This window comes from Thiohalocapsa sp. (genome assembly GCF_019695415.1).
Lineage (GTDB): Bacteria > Pseudomonadota > Gammaproteobacteria > Chromatiales > Chromatiaceae > Thiohalocapsa.
In genome coordinates, this window is the sequence record NZ_JAIFKJ010000532.1 from 1 (window position 1) to 4079 (window position 4079).

General features: G+C 67.2%; 3 protein-coding genes and 1 riboswitch. All 3 genes read left to right on the top strand.

Annotation, left to right across the window (positions count from 1 at the left end):
* Positions 1 to 88: 88 nt before the first annotated feature.
* Positions 89 to 184: riboswitch (TPP riboswitch) on the bottom strand.
* A 204-nt stretch (positions 185 to 388) separates the two neighbouring features.
* A complete protein-coding gene (locus I6U14_RS14760) occupies positions 389 to 967 on the top strand; it encodes a hypothetical protein (RefSeq protein WP_296900279.1) in 579 nt (192 codons plus the stop codon).
* A 255-nt stretch (positions 968 to 1222) separates the two neighbouring features.
* The gene (locus tag I6U14_RS14765) at positions 1223 to 2065 is read left to right on the top strand and encodes a TIGR00730 family Rossman fold protein (protein ID WP_296900280.1); all 843 of its coding nucleotides are present in this window, start codon (positions 1223 to 1225) and stop codon (positions 2063 to 2065) included.
* 203 nt (positions 2066 to 2268) lie between these two features.
* A partial coding sequence (locus I6U14_RS14770) for a malate synthase G (RefSeq protein ID WP_296900281.1) occupies positions 2269 to 4079 on the top strand: 1811 nt, incomplete at its 3' end.

Consider the following 4079-nt stretch of genomic DNA (forward strand, 5'->3'; position numbering starts at 1 on the left):
CTATGTGGGCTCCTCGCGGCACGGGTTCCCTGGGCTGGGCAGGCCGGTTGCGGCGGGGAGCAGGGCGCAGGGGCGGGCTGGGAGTGACCGCGGTGCGTCCAGGCTTCCCTACGCCGGTATCAACCGGATCAGGTTCAAAGGGACTGTCTCAGCCCGCCTACGGCGGGCACCCCCAGCAGGACTGCCCGGCACGCTAGCCAAAGGGTGCGCGGATTGCAACCATCGTCTTCGGCGCCCGCGCGGTGCGCGCCCATGCTAGCGGTGCGCCGACGGTGCCGTGGGCTCTCCGGTGGGTTAGCTGTTTGTATCGAATTGCGCTAGCCTCCCGTGCCGGCCCTGCGCCGGTACACTTTTCTGACTTAGACCTCGATCATCGGAGCACAATCACATGACCAAGACACCACTGACCCTGCTCACCGCAGCCTGCACAATGGCGCTGGCGCTGGCACTCACCGGCTGCGGCGAAGGCGAGGAGACTGAGCAGATGGAGGAGCAGACGCAGACGGAGCCCGGCGCTGCCGCTGAGACCGCCGCCCAAGATGCTGCTTTGGAGCGTGCCAAAGCGGAGGCCGCGGCCGCCGCGGCGAAGCTCAAGGAGGCCGGTGAGCAGGCCGGCGCCGCAGCCCGTGATGCAGCCAGCAGCGCAATGGACGCGGTCAAGGCGCAGGCGGAAGAGACGAGCGCCAGCCTGAAGGCCGCGGGTGAGCAGGCGAGCGCCGCCGCGGCGGCAGCTGCGAAGGCGGCCTCCGAGCAGACCAACGAGCTGACCCGCAGCGTCAGCCAGCGGGCGGAGACGATGATCACCGAGGTGCAGGACTATCTGCGCGAGAATGACCTCAACTCCGCGCAGGGCGTCATCGACAAGCTGAAGGGCCTCCGCGATCAGCTCTCCGACGAGATGCGCCAGGAGATCGACCAGTTGCAGGAACGCTTGTCGGATGAGACCCAGAGCCAAAGCGCCGGTTGAGCACATGCGAGGCGGCGTCGGCCGGAGCGCGTCGCGCCGGCTCTGCGGATGCCTGCCCTGCGCCCCGCTGCGACCCGCGCACCTTGTGTCGTCGCTTGTGCCCTAGCCGCCGGCGCCGGCGGGGCAAACGTCTGGCGCGACTACCTAACCGATACCCCATCGTCGCACCAGATCATGACCCGATCCGCCCAGCCCGACAGCCCTCAACAGAGCCCCTGGCCCAGCGCGGCGGAGGAAGAGGCCCAAGAGCCAAGCATGGAAAGCCCACAGATGGCGTCGGCCTCCTATCGGCTCGCCTACGCCGACATCGACTTCCTGCGTCGCGCCGAGCTGCGGCCTGTCCGGCTGCAATTGGAGCTGCTGAAGGCCGAGCTGGTGCAGCAAGAGCAGGGCATCGACTCCACCGTCGTGATCTTCGGAAGCACCCGCATCCCTGAGCCCGAGGCCGCCCGGGCCCGCCTGCGGGCCGCCGAGGACGCCGCGGCCGCGGCACCGGAGGACGCGGAGCTGGCTCGCCGTGCCGCCGTCGCCCGGCGCATTGCAGACAAGGCCAAATATTACGACGAGGCCAGGCGTCTAGCGGCGCTGATTACCGAGGTCTCGCAGCGCAATGGTCACAGGGACTACGTGGTGGTCACCGGCGGCGGGCCCGGGATCATGGAGGCCGCCAATCGCGGCGCGCGCGACGTCTCCGGCAAGAGCGTGGGCTTGAGTATCGTGCTGCCGCAGGAGGAGCGGCCAAATCGCTATGTCACGCCTGAGCTGTCCTTTCAATTTCACTACTTCGCGGTGCGCAAAATGCACTTCGTGCTGCGGGCGCGCGCATTGGTGGTTTTCCCCGGCGGCTACGGCACTCTGGACGAACTGTTCGAGACCCTGACCCTGATCCAGACCGGCAAGGTCCACCCGGTGCCGGTGCTGCTGTTCGGGCGCGAGTATTGGCAGCGCATCATCGACTTCGATGCGCTGGTGGAGGAGGGCACCATCGACCCGCCCGACCGCGAGCTGTTCAAGTTCGTCGAGACCGCAGAGGCTGCATGGGCGGCGATCCAGGATTTCTACGCAGAGGCAGATGCCGCCAGCCTCCCAAGGGGGTGAGCCCTGGAGAAACGCCGCTTTGTCGGCCATCCTGGCCGATCAATCGGTATCTTCCGAAAAGAGCTCAGTATTGCCTCGGTGCATCGCTTGGCTTGAGATAATTTATCCTATCGATATTGCGTCGCGGCTCTGTTCTGGAAAATCCTAGTGTGCTGCTCGGCGATGCCGTTCGCCGATCCACCACTGGCTGGAGCAGAATAAGCATGACCGACCGCATCACCGTCGGCGGCCTTCATGTCGCCGCGCCCCTGCACGACCTGATCCGCGACGAGATCATCCCCGGCACCGGCATTGAGCCGGACGCCTTCTGGACGGCCTTCGCCGACATCGTTGCGGACCTTGGGCCGCGCAATCGTGCGCTGCTGGAGCGCCGCGACGCGCTTCAGGCGGAGATCGACGCCTGGCACCGCGAGCGCCGCGGCCAGCCCATCGACGCCGCAGCGTACAAGGCTTTCCTTGAGGGCATCGGCTACCTGGAGCCGGAGGGGTCGGACTTCGCGGTGACCACCGCCAACCTGGACCCGGAGATTGCGACCATCGCAGGCCCGCAGCTGGTGGTGCCAGTGAACAACGCCCGCTACGCGCTGAACGCCGCCAACGCCCGCTGGGGCAGCCTCTACGACGCCCTCTACGGCACCAATGCGATCCCGGAGGACGGCGGCGCCGAGCGCACGGCGAGCTTCAACCCGGTGCGCGGCGAGCGGGTGGTGGCCGCGGCGGTGGACTTCTTGGACCAGCACTTCGCGCTCGCCGGCGGCGCCTCCCATGGCAGCATCTCCAGCTACCGGGTGGAGGGCGGTGAGCTCATCGCCGGCGACGCGCCCCTGGCCGACCCTGCTCAGCTCGCTGGCTGGCAGGGACCAGCCGAGGCGCCCACCGCCGTGCTGCTGAAGAACCACGGTCTGCATGTGGAGCTCGCCATCGACCGCGCGCACCCCATCGGCGCCAAGAGCCCGGCCGGCGTCAAAGACGTGGTGCTGGAGTCCGCGGTGACCGTCATCCAGGACTGTGAGGACTCGGTGGCCGCCGTGGACGCCGAGGACAAGGTTGCCGTCTACCGCAACTGGCTTGGGCTGATGCGCGGTGACCTCGCCGCCAGCTTCAGCAAGGGCGGCAAAATGCAGGAGCGCCGGCTGAATCCGGACCGGGTCTACACGGCCCCAGACGGCGGTGAGCTGACCCTGCCCGGGCGCTCCCTGATGTTGGTGCGCAACGTTGGCCACCTGATGACGACAGACGCCGTGCTGACGGCGGAGGGCGAGGAGATCCCCGAGGGCTTCCTCGACGGCATGGTGACGGTGCTTGCCGCCATGCACGATCTGAAAGGGTTGGGCTGCCTGCGCAACAGTCGCGCCGGCAGCGTCTACATCGTCAAGCCCAAGATGCACGGGCCGGACGAGGTGCAGCTGGCCGTGGACTTGTTCGCGCGCATCGAGGACGGGCTGGGCCTATCTCGGAACACCCTCAAGATCGGCATCATGGACGAGGAGCGGCGCACCACTGTGAATCTCAAGGAGTGTATCCGCCGGGCTTCCGAGCGGGTGATTTTCATCAATACGGGCTTCCTGGACCGCACCGGCGATGAGATCCACACCAGCATGGAAGCGGGTCCGATGCTGCGCAAGGGCACCATGAAGACCGCACCCTGGCTCTTGGCCTACGAGGACTGGAATGTCGATGTCGGTCTTGCCTGCGGCCTGCCGGGCCATGGTCAGATTGGCAAGGGCATGTGGACCATGCCCGATGAAATGCGCGCCATGCTGGATACCAAGATCGCCCATCCCAGGGCCGGCGCCAACTGTGCCTGGGTGCCGTCGCCCACCGGTGCCACGCTGCACGCGCTGCACTACCATGCCGTGGATGTCGCCGCCCGCCAGGCGGAGCTCGCCGACGGAGGCCGCCGCGCAAGGCTCGACACCATCCTGAGTATTCCCCTCGCCAATCCGGCTGACTGGACTGTCGGGGACATCCAACAAGAGCTGGACAACAACTGCCAGGGCATCCTCGGCTATGT

Coding starts and splice junctions, on each gene's coding strand:
- I6U14_RS14760 (WP_296900279.1), top strand. CDS start 389: ATGACCAAGACACCACTGACCCTGCTCACCGCAGCCTGCACAATGGCG.
- I6U14_RS14765 (WP_296900280.1), top strand. CDS start 1,223: ATGGAAAGCCCACAGATGGCGTCGGCCTCCTATCGGCTCGCCTACGCC.